Genomic DNA, 13,255 nt, shown 5'->3' on the forward strand with positions numbered 1-13,255 from the left:
CAAGCCTCCACCAGGCGTGCGGTCAAGTCGAATTGCGACCTCTCACCCGATGGAGTGGCTTTGGCTTGCCGGGGCAACCGTCCGGCAGGCCGGGGTGTCGACAACGACGAAGGGAGGTGTGGCCCGTGACGGCAAACGTGCTGGAGCACCGGCGGGCGAAGGCCTTCGCCGAGGCGCTGGAGGCCCACCAGGCGGAGCAACGCGCTGCCGACGGCAACGGAACGGCCACCACCGCTACCGGCAACGCCGGTTCGGTCGCGATGGCCGAACTCATCGACACGGTCGGCGCGCTCGGCGCGCTGCCCGTCCCGGAGCTCGACCACGAGGTCCGGACCGTCCAACGCGCCCAGCTGATGGCCGCGTTCGAGCAGGCCTTCGCGGGCGGGCCGGGCATCACCGTGCCGCGCCAGCGCCGCCACCGGGCCGTCCGCACGGCGCCGCGCGGACGCTGGAGCCGCCGGTTCGCGATCGGCGGGCTCGTCGCCGGCCTCGCCGTCGGCAGCTTCGCCGGCGCCGCGGCCGCCAGTGGAAACGCCCTCCCCGGCGACCCGCTGTACGGCATGAAGCGCGGACTGGAGGGACTGCGGCTCAACCTCGCGGACACCGACAGCGAGCGCGGCGAGCTGCTGCTCGACCACGCGGCCACCCGGCTCGGCGAGGCCCGGTCGCTGGTGGGCCGGTCCGGCACCGGCGGTTCGCTCAGTCCGGGCACCGTCGAGCAGGTCCGCAAGGCCCTCGACGACATGCACAACGACGCCCTCAAGGGCCGCGACCTGCTGCGCGCCGTCTACCGGAACAACGGCTCGCTCGACCCGATGCGCACCCTGGCCGGCTTCGCCCACGACGAGGACGGCACCTGGGCCGAGGTCCAGTCCCGGCTCCCGGACCAGCTGGTCCCGCAGGCCCACCTGGTGGACCAGCTCTTCGACGACATAAGCCAGGACGTCGCGCCCCTGCGTCTGGTCCAGCAGCCCGCCAAGAGCGGGATGCCGGACGACGGCGGGGCGGGCGACGGCACCCGCGGACCGGACGGGCAGGGCGGCCCCTCGGCCGGCACCTCGCCCGGCGGCCCGGCGGTCGGCGGGGCACCGGTCCAGGGCGGTGCCACCGGCGGACCGGCCGGCACCTCGGTCGGCGGTCGGCCCGGCAGCACCCCGCTGGTCCCGCCGCAGGGCGGCGCGCCCGCACCGGCGGCGCCCGCGGCCCCCGGCGCACCGGTCGCACCGGCGCCCAGCGGTGAGACCAATGTCGTGCCGGCCCCGGTCGGCGGCCTGGTCGACAACCTCACCAGCGGGCTCACCGGGGCCAAGCCCTCGCCCAGCGCGGACGCGCCGGCCCCGGCCCCGGCGCCGGACCGGTCCCCGGCGCAGCCGTCCGAGTCGCCCAGCGCGAGCGGCGGCCCGGCCCAGCAGCAGGGGGTCGAGGTGCCCCCGCTGATCCCGGGCCTGCTGCCCGGTCTGCGGATCCTCGGCGGCTGACCCGGCCGAGCGGTACGGCGGGGCCCCGGCGGACGTGCTGTCCGCCGGGGCCCGGCCGTTTCCCGAGAGACCCGGAAGGCCCCGGAACGACTCAGAAGGACCCGGAACGACTCAGAAGAAGACCGAGCGCCGCCGCACCAGCAGCTGGTACAGCGTGTGCTGGATGGTCTCCCGGACCTCGTCGGCCAGGTCGAAGACCAGCATCGGGTCGTCCGCCGCCTCCACCGGGTGCCGGTCGGTCGCGATCGGCTCGCCGAACTCGATGATCCACTTGGTGGGCAGCGGCACCGCCCCCAGCGGGCCCAGCCACGGGAAGGTCGGCGTGATCGGCACGTACGGCAGGCCCAGCAGCCGGGCCAGGGTCCGGAAGTCGCCGATCATCGGGTAGGTCTCCTCCGCCCCGACGATCGAGCACGGCACGATCGGCACCCGGGCCCGCAGCGCCGAGGAGACGAAGCCGCCGCGGCCGAAGCGCTGGAGCTTGTACCGCTCGGAGAACGGCTTGCCGACCCCCTTGAAGCCCTCCGGCCACACCCCGACCAGTTCGCCGCGCTCCAGCAGGGCCTGGGCGTCCTCGTTGCAGGCCAGGGTGTGCCCGGCCTTGCGGGCCAGCTCGTTGATCCCGGGCAGGACGAACACCAGGTCGGCCGCGAGCATCCGCAGGTGCCGGTGGTGCGGGTGGTGGTCGTGTATCACCACCTGGGTCATCAGCGCGTCCAGCGGGATCGTCCCGGAGTGGTTGGCGACGATCAGCGCGCCGCCCTCGGCCGGGATGTTCTCGATCCCGCGCACCTCGATCCGGAAGTACTTCTCCGCCAGCGGCCGCAGCAGCCCGAGCAGCACCTCCTCGGTGAGCTCCCGGTCGAAGCCGAACTCGTCCACCTCGTAGTCGCCGGTGATCCGGCGGCGCAGGAAGGCCAGGCCGTCGGCGGCCCGGTCCTCCCAGCCCTTGCCGAACGCGCGGGTCGCGGCGGCGCCGAGCCGACCGGCCAGCGCGCCGCCGACGGCGCCGGCCACCCGGTCGGCCAGGCCGGAGCCGTCGGCCGGCGGCTCGCTCCAGCTGGGGGCGGACTCGATCGGGATGACCTTCGCCTCACCCGGCGCGTTCTCGGCGGCGGCACTCATGCGGGCTCAGCTCCTGGGTCGGTGCGGTCGGGCGGGGGCGCCCGGGGCGGTGGTGCCCGGGCCGGCAGTCCGGCCGGCCTCCGGGCCGAGCAGCGCGGCCAGCCCGTCGGTGACGGCGGTCAGCCGCCGCGGCGGCAGCAGGCCCGGCGACTGCGCGGCGGCGAAGTCCGCGAAGGCCTCCGGGGTGCTGAACACCGGGCGGTAGCCGAAGGACTCGCGCAGCCGGACGGTGTCCACCACCCGGCCGTGGGTCAGCAGCCGCAGGTGCTCGGGCGAGACGTCGACCAGCCGGGTCTGCCGGGCCAGTCCGGCGATCCAGCTGACCGCCGGCAGCAGCAGCGGCAGGGTCGGCCGGCCCAGTCGGCGGGCGCACTGGGAGAGCAGCAGCACGCCCTCCCCGGCGACGTTGACGGTGCCGGTGTTCACGGTGCCGGGCCCGGCCGGGAAGGAGGCCCGGCAGAGCACCTCGACCACGTCGTCCTCGTGCGCGAACTGCAGCCGGGGGTCGTAGCCGAGCACGGTCGGCAGGACCGGCAGCGCGAAGTAGTCGGTCAGCGGGGTGTCGGCGCCCGGGCCGACGATGTTGGCGAACCGCAGCACCGTGACCGCGACGTCCGGACGGCGCCGGGCGAAGCCCCGGACGTAGCCCTCCACCTCGACCGCGTCCTTGGCGAAACCGCCGCCCGGCAGGGTCTTCGGCTGGGTCCGCTCGGTGAACACGGCCGGGTCGCGCGGCGCCGAGCCGTAGACGCCGGTGGTCGACTTCACCACCAGCCGGCGCACCCCCGGCGCCTTCTGGCAGGCGCCGAGCAGTTGCATGGTGCCGATGACATTGGCCTCCTTCACCGCGGAGCGGTTGGTGGAGCCCAGTCCGGTGGCGCTGACCGCGAGGTGCACCACGGTGTCGACGCCGTGCTCGGCGATCACCCGCGCCACGGCGGGGCGGCGCAGGTCCAGCTGGTGGAAGCGGTACGGCGCGGCGGGCCCGTCCGGCTCGGCGAGCGCGCGCAGCGCGGGGCTCGGTGGCTGCACGTCCACGCCGACCACCAGGTCCACCCCCGGCCGGCGGCGCAGCTCGGCGGCGAAGCGGGCGCCCAGGTGCCGGCCGACGCCGGTGACGAGCACGACCGTTCCCACAGCGCTGCACCCCATTCCTCGGCCCGGGAGACCTGCGTGCACCGTACCGCGCCGCCGCGGCGGGCCGGGAAACACCGGGCCGGTGAACCCCGGTCCGGGAATCGACCGGCAGGGGGAGCGGCCGAACCGGTGACGCCCGGCCCGGAGAACGACGCCGCCCGCCCAGGCCGGAGGGCCAGGACGGGCGGTGTCAAGCGCTGGGCGCGCGAGCGCGGCCGGGGACGCTTACTTCTTGTTGCGACGCTGAACGCGCGTGCGCTTGAGAAGCTTGCGGTGCTTCTTCTTGGCCATACGCTTGCGACGCTTCTTGATGACAGAGCCCACGGAACAACCCTCGCTCACTGAGACTCTCGCCCGTGAGAGACGGAGTCCATACGACTGACGTGAGGGCCCAGCCTACCGTCCACTCGCCCAGGGTCGTAATCGCACCCCGGAAGCAGGCGAACCGCAGGCGAATCCGGAGCGAACGGAGACGGGGTCCACCGGTGGTGGACCCCGCCCGGACCGGCCTTCGCCTACGCGCTTTCGAGCCGCACGTAGGACTCCTTGAGGTACTCGTGCACTGCCTGCTGGGGCACCCTGAACGAGCGGCCGACCCGGATGGCAGGCAGCTCACCGCTGTGCACCAACCGGTAGACCGTCATCTTGGAGACCCGCATGACCGCGGCCACCTCGGCCACGGTCAGGAAGACGACGTCCTGCAAGGGGCGTTCGCCGGAACTCATGACCATCACCCGACCCTTACCCGTGTGCAAGGCACCGGCTTCCCCTCCGGTGACTCCACCGGCACACGTGTATCCCCAGAGTAGTTATGGGTGGTACCAGTGGGAAGAGGGAGAAGCCCAGTCCTCGTACGGTGAGGGATAAGTCGGTTGCAGTACGTAGTCGATCGGCGATTTGTACCGGTCGGCCTGCGCACGGAACGCGACCGGGCACCAGGTCCTCACAAGCGGACGGCGCCCCTTCGACTTCCGCTCAGGGCAGCAGGCCGTGGTGCGGCAGGACGGCGCGCCGGGCGGCCAGAATCGCCTGGTCGAGGCGGTCCGCCGGATCGTATCCCGCGTCGAAGTCGCGCCAGACCGGACGGGCGCCGTCGGTCATCCGCAGCGGGGCGGGGCCCCGGGTGCGCCGGTAGACCTCGGCGCGCCAGGACTCCGGCGTCTCGGTGGCCGGGTCGACCGGCCGTCCCGCGGCGGTGGCCACCAGGTGGGTCCAGGCCCTCGGGACGACGTCGACGACCGCGTAGCCGCCCCCGCCGAGCGCGATCCACCGGCCGTCGGCGTGCTCGTGCGCCAGCCCGTGCAGCTCCTCGGCGATGGCCCGCTGGGCGTCCACGGTGACGGCCAGGTGGGCGAGCGGGTCCTCCAGATGGGTGTCGGCGCCGTGCTGGGTGACCAGGACCTGCGGGCGGAAGGCGGCGAGCAGCTCGGGCACCAGGGCGTGGAAGGCGCGCAGCCAGCCGGCGTCGCCGGTGCCGGCCGGCAGCGGGAGGTTGGCGGCGGAGCCCTCGGCGCCCGGGCCGCCGGTCTCGGTGCTCCAGCCGGTCTGCGGGAAGAGCGTGGCCGGGTGCTCGTGCAGCGAGACGGTGAGCACCCGGGGGTCGTCCCAGAACGCCTGCTGGACGCCGTCGCCGTGGTGGACGTCCACGTCGACGTAGGCGATCCGCTCGGCGCCGAGTTCGAGCAGCCGGGCGATGGCGAGGGCCGGGTCGTTGTAGACGCAGAAGCCGGAGGCACGGTCGGGCATCGCGTGGTGGAGGCCGCCGGCGAAGTTCACCGCGTGCGGGGTCTCGCCGCGCCAGACGGCCTCGGCGGCGGCGACGGACTGGCCGGCGATCAGCGCGGAGGCGGAGTGGAGGGCGGGGAAGGACCAGTTGTCGTCGGTGCCGAGGCCGTGCCGCGGGTCCTGCCGGTCGGGGTCGGCGGCGGCCCGCTTGACCGCCTCGACGTACGCCGCGGTGTGCACCAGGCCGAGGGTGGAGTCGCCCGCGGCGGGCGCGGAGCGGACGGTGACGCCCGGTCCGGCGGCGAGGCCGAGGTCCTCGACCAGGCGCATGGTGAGCGACAGCCGGGTGGGATCCATCGGGTGGCCCGGGCCGAAGTCGTAGGCGGTGACCGCCTCGTCCCAGAAGAGGTGCAGGCCGCAGGAGGGGTCACGCTCGGCGTCGGGCATGGCCTCCACCGTAGTGGGTGACGGCCGCGCGACCGGGCAACGGGTCCTTGAACGCCGGCGGTACGGGAGTCAGATCCGGGTGCCCGCCCCCGGGACGGACGCGGCGGCGCCGACGGGGTCGGACCCGGGGGCGGGCACCGCGGCACGGACGGCGGCCGGGACGGCGGCGCGGGCGGCCCGGCGGCCGGCCAGCCGGCAGCCGAGGCAGTCGGGGTGGCCGTGGCGGCCGGCCGGGTCGGGGGTGCGCCAGTGCCGCAGTCCCGGCGGGCGCGGCCCGGTGGCCTTGCCCCGCCCGGCCAGGTGCAGCGCCCAGGCGGCGACCGCCCCGAGGAGGACCAGCGCCGCCCCGGCCCAGAGCCCCGGCCCGGAGCCCGCGACGAAGGCCGCGCCCGCGACGGCGAAGCCCAGGGTGACGACGGCGGTGCCGGTCCAGCCGGCGACGGTGTGGCCCATGTCGTGATCGGCGTGTGCGCCCATGTGTCCTCGTTTGGTGTGATGGACGGGTCCACCCGGGCTCCCGTCCGCGAACGGACTGATGTCTTATCTCACGAGGTAAGTAACTTAGATGCTAAGGAGATTTCCCGTGGAGGGCAAGCCGCGCCCCGAGGCGTCGCCCGAGCAGGCGCTCTACGCGATGGACCGGATGATCGCGCTCTCGCAGTTCGGCCAGCAGGACATCGCGGCGCGGCTCGGCCTGAACGTCACCGACCTCACCTGCGTCGGCTTCCTGATCGAGGCGGCGACGGCCGGCGAGGCCCTGGCCGCGGGCGATCTCGCCGAACGCGCGCAGCTCACCACCGGCGCGGTCACCGGCGTGCTCAACCGGCTGGAGAAGGCCGGGTACGCCCGGCGCGAGGCCGACCCGGACGACCGCCGCCGGGTGCGGGTGGTGCTGGAGGCCGCCGCGCAGGACCGGATCATGGAGGTCTACGGCCCGTTCTACGGACGGATCAACGACCTCTTCGCCGACTACACCCCGGCCGAGGTCGCCGTGCTCACCGACTGGTTCACCCGCGCGAAGGCGATCCTGCACGAGTCGCTGGCGGAGATCAGGGAGGCGACACCCTGAGGCCGACCCCCCTGGACCCGTCCCCCGACGGCGGCGCGCCCTACGGCGTGCCCCGGACGGCGTCCCGGACGGCCGGACCGGCGGCCGGACCGGTTGGCGAACCGGCGGGCGAACCTGCGGCCGGGCCGGCGGATGCCGGGGACACCGCCGCCGGCGCGGCGAAGCGGTCCGCCAGCGGCAGCACCGCCAGCACCAGCAGCATCGGCGCCAGCAGCGCCCAGCGGTACGAACTCGCGTCCGCGAGCGCCCCCACCAGCGGCGAACCCACCAGGAACCCCACGTAGTTGAACAGGTTGAGCCGGGCCACCGCCGCGTCCGAGTCGGCCGGGAACAGCCGCCCGCCGGCCGCGAACACCTGCGGGATGATCGCGCAGATCCCCAGCCCCAGCACGGTGAACCCGGCGATCCCGGCCCAGGCGGCGGGCGCGGCGGCGGCCAGCGCGAACCCGAGCGCCGACAGCGCGGCACCGGACCGCACCACCGGGACGGCGCCCCAGCGCTGCACCGCGCGGTCGCCGAGCGCCCGGCCCAGCAGCATCGCCACCATGTAGCCGAGGTAGGAGAGCTTGGCGACGTCCTCGGGACTGCCCAGCCCGTCGGTCAGGTACTTGACGCTGTAGTTGGAGACCGAGGCGTCGGCGATGTAGGCGAAGGCCATCACCAGGCAGAGCGGCAGCAGCGGCCGCCAGGGGATCGACCGGGCGGCGGCGGCCGCGGCCTCCCGTACCGCGTCGCCGAGTTCGGCCGGTCCGGCGAACCTCGTGCCCGCCAGCAGCGCGAGCGGGGCGACCACCGCGGCCGCCGTCCCGAACAGCACCGGCAGTCCGAGCCCGACGTGCGCGCCGAGCCCGGCGACGGCCGCGCCGACGATGCCGCCGAGGCTGAACGCGGCGTGGAAACCGAGCATCACCGAGCGGCCGTAACGGTGCTGGAGCCCGACCCCGAGCATGTTCATACTCGCGTCCAGCGCGCCGACCAGCAGCCCGAAGGCGCCCAGGGCCAGCGCCAGTTGCCAGAGCCGGTCGCCCAGACCGGCGGCGGCCAGGGTGGCGCAGACCGCCGGCTGGACCACCCGCAGCACGGCCCGCGCGCTCGTCCGGCGCACCAGCCGCTCGGAGGCGATCGACCCCACCCCGGCCAGCACCGGCACCGCGGCCAGGAAGAGCGGCAGCAGGGAGTCGCTCAGCCCGTACCGGTCCTGGATCTCCGGGATGCAGGTGACCAGCAGGGCGAAGGTGACGCCCTGCAGGAGGAAGCTCGCGGCCAGCGCCGCCCGGCCGACCCGCAGCCCCGGCGTGACCGGGCCGCCCCCGTCCCCCGCGTCCCCCGCGTCGCTCCCGGAACGGTAGGCACTCTCGGTAGGCACATCCACCTCGCTACTGGCCGGTACGGCGGTCGGTGGCGAGAGCGTAGGCGCTGACGGGCGTTCGCGGGAGGGGGTGCGCGCGTGAGACACCCGCGCGGAGGTCCGCCGACCGACCTCGCGCCACCTGCGGCATCGCCTCCGGCGCCGTCCCACAGCTGTCTCATGATCGGCCCGCGGAGCGGATTGAGACAGTCCGGGCCTTGGCCGTCCGCCCCCGAACGAGCAGAGTCGTCGCCAGTCCGGCCCCACGCCGGACGCACCGACCGTGTGCCGACCGCGGCACACGTTCACAGGGAGGGAACCCTCATGCGCAAGATCATCACCGGCCTGGCCGTCGCCGGCCTCGTGTTCGCCGGCGGCGTCTCCACCGCCACCACCGCCTCCGCCGCGAGCAGCGGCCAGCCCTGCTCCGAGTGGAGCACCTCCGAGCCGCTGCTGAAGGCCAACGCCACCGGCAACGCGGTGCGCGAGCTGCAGTGCGAGCTCAACCGCTCCATCCACCCGGACCGGGGCTACAAGCTGATCGCCGACGGCGTGTTCGGCCAGGCCACCCTCAACGCGGTGATCTACTTCCAGGGCTGTGTGCACCTCCAGCAGGACGGCGAGGTCGGCCCGCAGACCTGGTCGAAGCTGGACTACTGGAACGTGCAGCCGAACTACGCCTGCTGACCGTCCGCCACAGGAGCGGTCCGTCGCAGGACCGAGGGGTGGGGCACCGGCGCGCGGTGCCCCACCCCTCGGGGGTTCCGGGCGCTAGCGGTCGAGCAGGGGGAGCGCCTCGGCGAGGTCGCCGATCAGGCCGGTGGCACCGGCGGCGGTCAGCTTCGCCGGGTCGGTCAGCGCGGTGTAGCCGTACACGTCCATACCGGCCGCGCGGGCGGCCAGCACGCCGTTCGGGCTGTCCTCCAGCACCAGGCAGGCGGCCGGGTCGACGCCGAGGGTGCGGGCGGCGTGCAGGAACAGGTCCGGCGCCGGCTTGCCCACCCCCACGTCCTGGGCGCTGAAGATCCGCTCCTCCGGGAACCACCCGCGCAGACCGGTGACGTCCAGCGCGGCGCGGATCCAGCTGTGGTGCGCGGACGAGGCCAGGCAGTACGGCACGGACCGCTGCCGGAGCTCCTTCAGCAGCGTCTCCGCGCCCCGCACGGCGGCGAGTTCGGTGGTGAAGGTGTCGAAGACCCGGCCGTGGAACGACTCGTCGAAGCCCTCCGGGAGGAGAGCGCCGTCGTACCGCTCGGCGATCACGTCGTGCACCCGGTGGGCCGCGGTGCCCATGAAGTCCCGGTAGGAGTCCTCGACGGTGGTCGGGTAGCCCAGTTCGGTCAGGTACTCGGCGAGCACCCGGTTGGAGAGCGGCTCGCTGTCCACCAGGACACCGTCGTTGTCGAAGATCACCAGTTCGTAGGCCATGCGGGCGACCCTACCGGCCGTCCCCGCCGGTCACTTGCCGCCGGAGGCCAGCTCCCGGGAACGGTCCCGGGCCGCCTCCAGGGCGCTCAGCAGGGCCGCCCGCACCCCGTGGTTCTCCAGCTCGCGGATGGCGGAGATGGTGGTGCCGGCCGGCGAGGTGACCGCCTCGCGCAGCTTCACCGGGTGCTCCCCGGAGTCCCGCAGCATCACCGAGGCGCCGATCGCCGACTGCACGATGAGGTCGTGCGCCACCTGCCGGGGCAGCCCGAGCAGGATGCCCGCGTCGGTCATCGCCTCGACCAGGAAGTAGAAGTACGCCGGGCCGGAGCCGGAGAGCGCGGTCGCCGCGTCCTGCTGGGACTCGGGCAGCCGCAGCGCCTTGCCGACCGAGCGGAAGATCTCCTCCGCCCGCTCCAGGTGCGCCTCGGCGGCGTGCGACCCGCCGGAGATGACGCTCATGCCCTCGTCCACCAGCACGGGCGTGTTCGGCATCACCCGGACCACCGGGGTGCCGGGCGCCAGCCTGGCCTCGAACCAGGCGGTGGGGATGCCGGCCGCGGCCGAGATCACCAGCCGGTCGGGGTCGATGTGCGGCGCCAGCTCGTCCAGCAGGGTGCCCATGTCCTGCGGCTTCACCGCGAGGATCAGGGTGTCCGCGAGCTTGGCGGCCTCCGCGTTGCCCACCGCGCCGACCCCGTACCTGGCGGCCAGTTCGGCGGCCCGCTCGGGCCGGCGGGCCGTCACCAGGACGTCCGCCGGGTCCTTGCCGGCCCGCAGCAGACCGGAGAGCAGGGCCTCCCCGATCTTGCCCGTGCCGAGGAAGGCGATCTTCTGTCCGTGTGCCGCGCTGCTGGTCATGGCCGCTCCTTGCCTCCGGTGCCGCGTCCCGTCGTCCCGGCCATCCTCGCACCGCGCCCCTCCCCGGGGCGGCACCGTCCACCCTGCGGGCACCCGGCGGAGCGGCACCCCTAGGGCGAAACTCCGGGTTCTCCCCTATGGCCCGGCGGTGGACGCGGGCGCACCGTGGAGGCATGGCACACGGAGAGATGTCCCGACGTGAGAACCGGCAGGTCGCCGTCGCGGCGGCGACCTTGGGACCGTGGCGGACCGCCGCGGGGGTCGGTGCGCTGGTGGGGGCGACGGACCTGGTGATCGATCTGATCGACGGGGACTGGTCGCTGAGCATGCTGGCCGGTCCGGCCGGCGTCGCCCTGTTCTTCTTCTTCCTGGTCGGCACGGTGGGCGGCCGGCTGCGCCGGGACACCGCCGACCGGCGGCTGCAGAAGTGGGCGAACGAGCACCCCTGGCAGGCCGCGCTCCCGGCGGCGGGCGGAATGCTCCTCCTGAACACGCTGGCCCAGCTGTTCCTCGGCGACGCGGGCGTGTTCGAGGCGTTCTTCCTCTCGCTGTTCCCGGCGGCCATGGTCCTGGGTGTGGCGGGGGTGGTCGGCTCGGTGAAGCGTGCCCGCAGCAAGGACTGACGTTCCGGGAGGAAACGGGTGGTCTGCCGCCCCGCGCCGACCCGGTGTTCACCCGACGGTGCGACCCCGATCGAACAGCTGTCACACCCCGTCGGCATACTGGCGCGATGCCGATCGCCGAAGACCCCGAACCGCGTCCGTCCGAGGAGCCGAAGGACGGGAAGGACCCGTTCGCCAACCTCGTGCTCGACGAGGAGTTCGTCCGCGGCGCCGCCGTGAAGGAGCAGACGGGCCGCACCCGGATGCTCGCCGCCCGGTGGCAGCACACGCCGCCGGTCGACCCCGGCGGCCGCCGCTCGGTGAACGACGGGCCCCGGCCGCCGAAGCGCTTCGCCCGCAGGCCCCGGCCGGTCGACCCGTGGGGCAACCCCCGGCCGCGCCGCGGCGGGTGGTGGCGGACGCCGCTGTTCGTGGTGCTCACCGTCGCCCTGGTGCTCGCCGCGCTGAACGTCGAGGGCCTGCGGTCCTGGTACTCGACCCGGTTCGGCGACGGCTCCGGCGGCACGACGGCCGGCACGCCGGTGGCGACCGTCGCACCGGAGACCGGGGCGCCGACCGCCGCGCCGCCGCCGGTCGACCCGGCGCAGCCGACCGTCGACCACCCGTGGGCGGGCTCCCCCGCCGAGGGGTGGCCCACCACCGTCGACGCCTTCGGGCCCGAACCGGGCACGGTCACCAGGATCGGCGTGTTCGGCGCCGACCAGGTCGCCGCGCAGGTCGAGCTGGTCAAGCGGTACCTGACGGCGGCCAATCTGGACCCGCGCACGGTGGCCGGCGGCCGCCCGGAGGCGGCCCTGGCCATGCTGAGCCCGGAGGGCCGGGCCCAGGCCGAGAAGGCGCTGGCCGCGCCCTCCCGCGACCAGGACCCGACCGGCTGGTTCAGCCGCTTCGACGGGCGGGACGCGATCCCGGTCGGCGACACCTACCGGCTCCAGGGCCGGATCAGCGTCGAGGGGGACGGCAAGCGGGGCGTGCTGGTGCACACCGACTTCACCTTCGTCTACCCGCTCCGGCCCGGCCCGGACGCCGCCAAGCGCGCCACCGCGCCCAAGCCCTCCGGTCCGCCGCGGCCGACGGGCAGCCCGGCCCCCGGCGGGGGCGGCGTGGCGAAGCCGGTCGGCCTGCTCACCCCGGCGGCCGACGTGGCCGGGGACACCTGGACGGCGCGGACCGTCGTGCGCCGGGTGGACACCTTCCGCTTCTACGACCCGGCGAAGTTCGACGTCGAGCGGGACCGGCTCTACTTCGAGCGGACCATGACCGACGCGGGCAACACCGAGTGCGGGGTGTACGACGGCTCCTACCACCCGCAGTTCGACCAGTTCACGGCCGCCCAAGCCCCGAACCCCGACCAGTCCGGGCCGACCTCGGACCCGTACGACCGCAGCCAGGAGCTGCGCGCGGACGGCGTCTGCGGCACGGTCAGCCGCAGCTGACCCGGCCGGGGCCGCGCCGGATCAGCGCGCGCGTGCGGCCGCGGCCCTGGGCGCCGGTACCGGTGCCGGGCCGGCCGCTGCGGCCGGCCTGCTCGTGCTGGGCGAGCGCCTTCTCGTAGCGGGCCCGGTGCAGCGCCTCGCCGGGGGCCTCGCGCAGGGCGCGGAGGAAGTAGGCGAGCAGCGAGCCGACCCCGCCGATCACCCAGACCACGCCGAGCGACTTGTCCTCGGCCATCCAGCCGGTCAGCGCGTCCCGGCCCTCGGTGAGCAGCTTCCAGGTGCGCAGCGCGGCGAGCAGCGAGCAGATCGCGACGGCGGCGACCAGCAGTCCGTTGAGGAAGCCCCCGTTGTCGGCGACCCGGATGCCGTCGACGGCGAGGCGCAGCACGAAGGCGCCGGCCGCGGCGGCGAGCAGCGCCCCGAGCGGGACGAGGACGCGGCGCAGCCGGTAGTCGCCGCCGCGATCGACCCAGCTGGTGCCGAACCAGCGGATCGGCTCCGGCTCGGGGGTGCCGGCGGGCTGGGTGGTGGGGGTGCGTTCCTGGGTCACGGGTCCGATTATCCCCGCTGGGCGGGAACGG

Annotated in this window: 15 protein-coding genes; 5 read left to right on the plus strand and 10 right to left on the minus strand. The window is 74.8% G+C overall.

The window, feature by feature from the left end; genetic code table 11:
* The first annotated feature begins 125 nt into the window (after positions 1-125).
* Positions 126-1,478: a DUF5667 domain-containing protein gene (locus ACW14Y_RS18775; protein WP_380437641.1), complete on the plus strand. Its 1,353-nt coding sequence runs from the start codon at positions 126-128 to the stop codon at positions 1,476-1,478.
* Between the two features lie 111 nt (positions 1,479-1,589).
* On the opposite strand, the gene ACW14Y_RS18780 is transcribed toward ACW14Y_RS18775, so the two are convergent.
* The 6 genes from ACW14Y_RS18780 to ACW14Y_RS18805 all read right to left on the minus strand — a co-directional run bounded on the left by ACW14Y_RS18780 (position 1,590) and on the right by ACW14Y_RS18805 (position 6,389).
* Positions 1,590-2,603 (minus strand): lysophospholipid acyltransferase family protein, encoded by a 1,014-nt coding sequence (locus tag ACW14Y_RS18780; RefSeq protein ID WP_045937931.1) that lies wholly within the window; start codon positions 2,601-2,603, stop codon positions 1,590-1,592.
* Between the two features lie 6 nt (positions 2,604-2,609).
* Positions 2,610-3,740, minus strand: coding sequence for an NAD-dependent epimerase/dehydratase family protein (locus ACW14Y_RS18785; RefSeq protein WP_380299882.1), 1,131 nt, complete (start codon positions 3,738-3,740; stop codon positions 2,610-2,612).
* Positions 3,741-3,965: 225 nt separating this feature from the next.
* The gene (locus ACW14Y_RS18790; RefSeq protein WP_425311139.1) at positions 3,966-4,082 is read right to left on the minus strand and encodes a 30S ribosomal protein bS22; all 117 of its coding nucleotides are present in this window, start codon (positions 4,080-4,082) and stop codon (positions 3,966-3,968) included.
* Between the two features lie 173 nt (positions 4,083-4,255).
* Positions 4,256-4,465, minus strand: a complete 210-nt coding sequence (locus tag ACW14Y_RS18795; protein ID WP_045937940.1) for a helix-turn-helix domain-containing protein — start codon at positions 4,463-4,465, stop codon at positions 4,256-4,258.
* 250 nt (positions 4,466-4,715) lie between these two features.
* Positions 4,716-5,912, minus strand: coding sequence for an acetoin utilization protein AcuC (locus ACW14Y_RS18800; protein ID WP_380299881.1), 1,197 nt, complete (start codon positions 5,910-5,912; stop codon positions 4,716-4,718).
* A 69-nt stretch (positions 5,913-5,981) separates the two neighbouring features.
* On the minus strand, positions 5,982-6,389 hold the full coding sequence (locus tag ACW14Y_RS18805) for an HGxxPAAW family protein (RefSeq protein WP_456987743.1): 408 nt from the start codon (positions 6,387-6,389) through the stop codon (positions 5,982-5,984).
* A gap of 106 nt (positions 6,390-6,495) precedes the next feature.
* On the opposite strand from ACW14Y_RS18805, the gene ACW14Y_RS18810 reads away from it, so the two are divergent.
* Positions 6,496-6,981: a MarR family winged helix-turn-helix transcriptional regulator gene (locus tag ACW14Y_RS18810; RefSeq protein ID WP_380383443.1), complete on the plus strand. Its 486-nt coding sequence runs from the start codon at positions 6,496-6,498 to the stop codon at positions 6,979-6,981.
* 40 nt (positions 6,982-7,021) lie between these two features.
* On the opposite strand, the gene ACW14Y_RS18815 is transcribed toward ACW14Y_RS18810, so the two are convergent.
* A complete protein-coding gene (locus tag ACW14Y_RS18815; protein ID WP_456988201.1) occupies positions 7,022-8,269 on the minus strand; it encodes an MFS transporter in 1,248 nt (415 codons plus the stop codon).
* Between the two features lie 384 nt (positions 8,270-8,653).
* On the opposite strand from ACW14Y_RS18815, the gene ACW14Y_RS18820 reads away from it, so the two are divergent.
* Positions 8,654-9,016 (plus strand): peptidoglycan-binding domain-containing protein, encoded by a 363-nt coding sequence (locus ACW14Y_RS18820; RefSeq protein WP_380299878.1) that lies wholly within the window; start codon positions 8,654-8,656, stop codon positions 9,014-9,016.
* 84 nt (positions 9,017-9,100) lie between these two features.
* On the opposite strand, the gene ACW14Y_RS18825 is transcribed toward ACW14Y_RS18820, so the two are convergent.
* Positions 9,101-9,757: an HAD family hydrolase gene (locus ACW14Y_RS18825; protein ID WP_380437643.1), complete on the minus strand. Its 657-nt coding sequence runs from the start codon at positions 9,755-9,757 to the stop codon at positions 9,101-9,103.
* A gap of 30 nt (positions 9,758-9,787) precedes the next feature.
* Positions 9,788-10,615 (minus strand): pyrroline-5-carboxylate reductase, encoded by an 828-nt coding sequence (proC, locus tag ACW14Y_RS18830; RefSeq protein ID WP_380299876.1) that lies wholly within the window; start codon positions 10,613-10,615, stop codon positions 9,788-9,790.
* 188 nt (positions 10,616-10,803) lie between these two features.
* On the opposite strand from proC, the gene ACW14Y_RS18835 reads away from it, so the two are divergent.
* Both ACW14Y_RS18835 and ACW14Y_RS18840 read left to right on the plus strand, forming a co-directional pair.
* The gene (locus tag ACW14Y_RS18835) at positions 10,804-11,238 is read left to right on the plus strand and encodes a hypothetical protein (RefSeq protein ID WP_380437645.1); all 435 of its coding nucleotides are present in this window, start codon (positions 10,804-10,806) and stop codon (positions 11,236-11,238) included.
* 107 nt (positions 11,239-11,345) lie between these two features.
* Positions 11,346-12,674: an SCO2583/SCO2584 N-terminal domain-containing protein gene (locus ACW14Y_RS18840; RefSeq protein ID WP_456987747.1), complete on the plus strand. Its 1,329-nt coding sequence runs from the start codon at positions 11,346-11,348 to the stop codon at positions 12,672-12,674.
* Here ACW14Y_RS18840 and ACW14Y_RS18845 read toward each other — a convergent pair.
* Positions 12,661-13,224 (minus strand): hypothetical protein, encoded by a 564-nt coding sequence (locus tag ACW14Y_RS18845; protein ID WP_456987749.1) that lies wholly within the window; start codon positions 13,222-13,224, stop codon positions 12,661-12,663. The genes ACW14Y_RS18840 and ACW14Y_RS18845 overlap by 14 nt on opposite strands.
* Between the last annotated feature and the right edge of the window lie 31 nt (positions 13,225-13,255).

It is taken from the genome of Kitasatospora sp. cg17-2 (assembly GCF_054031055.1).